Source organism: Staphylococcus sp. EG-SA-2 (genome assembly GCF_017152085.1).
Genome location: NZ_JACYHC010000515.1, coordinates 1 through 4003, shown reverse-complemented (window position 1 = coordinate 4003; position 4003 = coordinate 1). Strand labels below are relative to the sequence as shown.

At 34.7% G+C, this 4003-nt stretch carries 2 protein-coding genes; both read right to left on the bottom strand.

Translation table 11 applies throughout. The features are described from left to right. On the bottom strand, positions 1 to 2912 hold a 2912-nt coding region (locus IDG60_RS08240), incomplete at its 3' end, for a phage tail spike protein (protein ID WP_206160611.1). A 15-nt stretch (positions 2913 to 2927) separates the two neighbouring features. Beyond that, positions 2928 to 4003 (bottom strand): phage distal tail protein (locus IDG60_RS08235; protein WP_111065358.1); only part of this gene is annotated, 1076 nt, incomplete at its 5' end.

Below are 4003 nucleotides of genomic sequence, written 5' to 3'. Positions count from 1 at the left end.
GAATTGATTGTTATGCCATTCATACCGCTATCACTGTAAGTTTTATCCCACCATTGAATAGTACCGGATGAACCTCCGTCTTCGCCTTCTCCATCAATATATGTTGAAATACCAAAATGTGACATATAAAGTGAACCGCCTGCGGTATTATTTCTAAACCTTAGATGTCCATCTTTAAGACGTGTGAATATATCATCGGTTGATCGTTTGCCTTTCCAAGTTCGTTGCACAATACCACCTAGTTCAATAGAATCATTCTGTATTTGAACATATCTGTTATTGTTACCGCCTTTAATTCCAATTCTATTAACATTGATATCAAGACCCTCTCTTGATAAATTAAGGCTGTTGACAATATCGGTTTTATCTACTTTATCTCGCATATTTTGGATAAGAAGGTTTATTTCTCTATTACCGTTAATATCAATTTTATCAGCATTTAATCTAATACCACGTGGCCCCACATTCAAAGCTTGAGCCACTCCGTTATCATCATATCTGATTGTTGTTCCATCTGTAACATTTTGAACAATCTCGTTTAATATATTTGAAAGTGTACGATTGGTTGCATTAAACTCTTCTTTAGTAGTTCTTAATTTGATTTCCTTACCATTTTGTATAATTTGAGAACCATAGCGAGTCAGTGTTTTCCTCTGTGCATCTGTGCTTTCTTTGACCTTGTTGTCTGTATAAGCATTAGCTTTCTTTTCAGCGTTTCTAGCCTTTAGTTCTGCGTTTTGTTTTGCCTCTTCAAGTTTAGCTTGAGCATCTTGTATAGCGCGTTGCTCTTCTTCCGAAATTTTACCATCAGCATACGCTTGCGATTCCTTCTCTTTAAGATCATCTTGAGCATCAATGTATGATTTTAAAGCTTCTTGCGCTTCTTGATTTGCTTGTTCAATACTTGCTTTAATCTCAGGATTATTGGACAAATCACTTAACTGGTCATCAGTATATTGTTTTTGTTCTTCCAATCCGTTTCGATATTCGTTTAACGTAACTTTATCTTTGATTTCACCTTTTAAAGTCGTTCTCTCAGCTTCAGCAGTATCTAAACGTTCAACAATACCGTCTTTGTCTGTTTTATAGTCCGATGTTTTTACATAGTCACGTAATTGTTCTTTTGTGAATTCTCTAGCTGCTTCAATAGCTGATTTAACAACATTAGGTTCTCCGACTAACTGCAAATCTTCATTCACCGTTAAACCAAATTTTGTTGCTATTATTTCCAACGCTTCTTTATATTTTTCATCAGTGTATTGTGACTGTAATAATTTAAATCTATCTGAAATGGCGATTTTGACATCTTCTACATCTGTATAAACATCTTGTAATTTCTTTCTATACTCAAGAAATAAAGCTTGTGTATCTACCAACCGACCAATCGTTGCAGTTTCGGGTGTCATAGATTCTAAATTATTTTTAATTTGATTATAAACATCAATCACAGCGTCTAAACTTGCTTGTAAGTCCTCTTTCAAATCATTATCTACTAAGTACTCGCTATTCAGTAATTCTGTAGCTTCTGACAAAAGACTAGCGTGTTGTATAGATAAATTAATAAAAATATTGTTTAATTCACTGAATAGCGCTTTCTCTCTTGTTATACCACCTAATTTTTCAACATCATTTGGTGTTGCTTCAATCCATCGACCATTCCAATATCTACGCAAGACAGCAACATCAGGGTTACTTGTATCATACCAAAGCATATCATTGACTGGATTTTCTGGCGGTGTATCACTTTTGTGTATTTTGTGTTCAAAGTATTCTAATTCACCATCTACAACATCTTTAACTATAGTGTTGATATTGCTAATATTATCGTTTAACTTTTGATGTATTATGTTCAATCGCTTGTTAAACTCTTCTCGTAATTCTGATTCTTTGAACTCTTTAGGTTGACCGAATGTATATGTGCTATTTTCTGAAATTATGTTATATTCTTCGGCAATAACTTCTGCCTCTACATACAATGGCGGGTTAAAATCTCTATGTTTTACTCTGACTGTATCACCAATTGATATAATCTCGTGCGGATACGTAACTTCCAAATCAGTAGAAGTAATCTCATATGACATAACTGCCGACTTACGTTTATTTAACTCTGTTTTGGCTAAAGAACGCAACCGTGTTTCATTCATATTTTGATCATCTGATTGAGGTTCGTATATTCCCCAAATATAACGGGTAGGTAAGTTGAATTGACTTTGTGCTTCGTCATCAGTCACAACTAACTCTAAACGCTTTCCTTTGTCATTTTCGGGTCCCACAGCAATTAATGCTGTTTTGATTTCTGACATATCAATCTTCCTAGTTAACCCAACCAAATCTTTACCATACTCAATTTCTTTACCTTTGAATAAGCTGTTTTTCTTTTTGAGTACCACATATCTACCTTTGACGGTATTAGAACTAAGCTCTATATAAAAATCCAATACCATTTTATAGGTTGTACATAATTGCTTTAAAACTTCATATCTAGTTTGATAAGAAGTCCATGACGTAGTACGTAAGCCATCGTATTCGGTTTGTTCAGAAACTTCCCAACCTGTATCGCTCAACACATCTTTCAATGCTTCTGAAGTTGTCTTTTTCTCAAATTTGCCTGGTGCATACGGTTTAGCTGTTGTTATATCAGCAAGATAAGACGCTATACATTCTATCTCTGTGTAGCCGTCCATCGTATCTTGAACCCAGTTAATAATAAATTCACGCCATTGTTTGTTTGAATCCCTTATAATAACACGATGTCGTTCACGGAACTTTTCAGCTCTTTCTGATGATATGAGCAGTTCAAGCATTTCTGAATTGTCATTAACATTACGTTTATGAATCGCTCTAACTAAGGAAGGGTCATCAGTAGAAAGGAAATCTATAATCTTGTCGTTAAAATCTAAAACATGTATCACACTCTCATCTCCTTTCTATAAATATCTATCTTGCCATTTAACCGTCGTATCAAAGACGTTTTCAGGTTGTATGATTAATTCACTGTACCCAGAATCAACATTGAAATAATTACTTCCAAACGATTTCTCGCTCAACATTGGTTCCTCATTGATGACAACACTTTTTGCTTGCATATCTATTTTCACTAAATCACCTTTTTGTATAATGACATCCCTTGCGCCTTTCGGTTTTGGTAGAATCTCCGTATTGAATGAACCTAATCCATTCATCTCCATCCACTTATAACCATTATACTTCGCACTATAGATAGCTATGATAGAAGCTGGACGCTGATAAAACTTACCGCCATCTATCCACTCTTTCTCATCCATATCAATAGGTTTACGTCTATCTGGGTCTTTAATGTGATCAAATTTCCAAGTTTTAATAGAAAATTTATTACCTACTCTTCTGAGCCGCATATAAACAACGATTCTGTCCAAGTTATACATTATCGGTTTATTCTGATAGTCGTATATCTTTTTGGGGTCTCCTTTTTGGTTATACAACGTAACAACAATATGTCCTATTTTTCTATCATGATATTTATTTTCATAACCAATAGAAGCAAGTAACTTACCATCACTATCATAAATATGTTGTGCTGTTCTTCCGGCACCTTTACCTTTTTGTTCAACAATACATTTATAGGTAATTTGAAAATCTGTCATCGCTTTAGGGAGCCCTCGTTTCGTGCCAGCACCAACCCAACCTTTTGCATCAGGAAAATTAGTTGCTTTATATCCTTCGCCAAGATTGGATATCACAAAGTCACCGCCGACTTTACCACCTAAATCATTACTTGGAATATCTTCAGTAATCATCTTAGTCCAACCTTTGAAATCACGAAACTCACTATGATAAACAGGAGGCATGTAATCCTTAACTTCTTTGGTTACCTCATCATCACCAACCATAAAATAATCTTCATCATTTTTAGTGATCATAAAGTAACTAGATGGTTTAATTGCTCGGGCTTCAACAATTAAAGGAGTGTCAGCAGTCCCACTATTTACAACTGAAACTTGGTCTGAAATCGCAGTATTTTTAT